Source organism: Achromobacter sp. GbtcB20, assembly GCF_019091095.1.
GTDB classification, from domain to species: Bacteria; Pseudomonadota; Gammaproteobacteria; order Burkholderiales; family Burkholderiaceae_B; genus Achromobacter; species Achromobacter mucicolens.
Window position 1 is genome coordinate 1 of sequence record NZ_JAGXJZ010000826.1, and the last position, 241, is coordinate 241.

The 241-nt window shown below is 56.0% G+C and carries 2 pseudogenes; both read right to left on the bottom strand.

The window, feature by feature from the left end:
• Positions 1-126 (bottom strand): annotated as a pseudogene (locus KVT32_RS31270) (ribosome recycling factor); the annotation flags it as partial.
• A gap of 35 nt (positions 127-161) precedes the next feature.
• Positions 162-241 (bottom strand): annotated as a pseudogene (locus tag KVT32_RS31275) (UMP kinase); the annotation flags it as partial.

Consider the following 241-nt stretch of genomic DNA (forward strand, 5'->3'; position numbering starts at 1 on the left):
CATCACGTGGTCGAGGATGCCGGTGTGGGCGCGGCCGGTGCGGACCTTGGCCAGGTCGGCCCTCAAGGTCTCGATCGACTTGGTCATGCGCTCTTGCGCGCTTTTCTTCACGTCAGCTAAGGACATGCTGCTCTCCTGTTATTCAGTATTTCAGAGTTAAATCAAACGTGTACCAGTGTACCTTCGTCTTCGCCCATGATCACGCGCTTGAGCGCGCACGGCTTAACGATGGAAAACACCT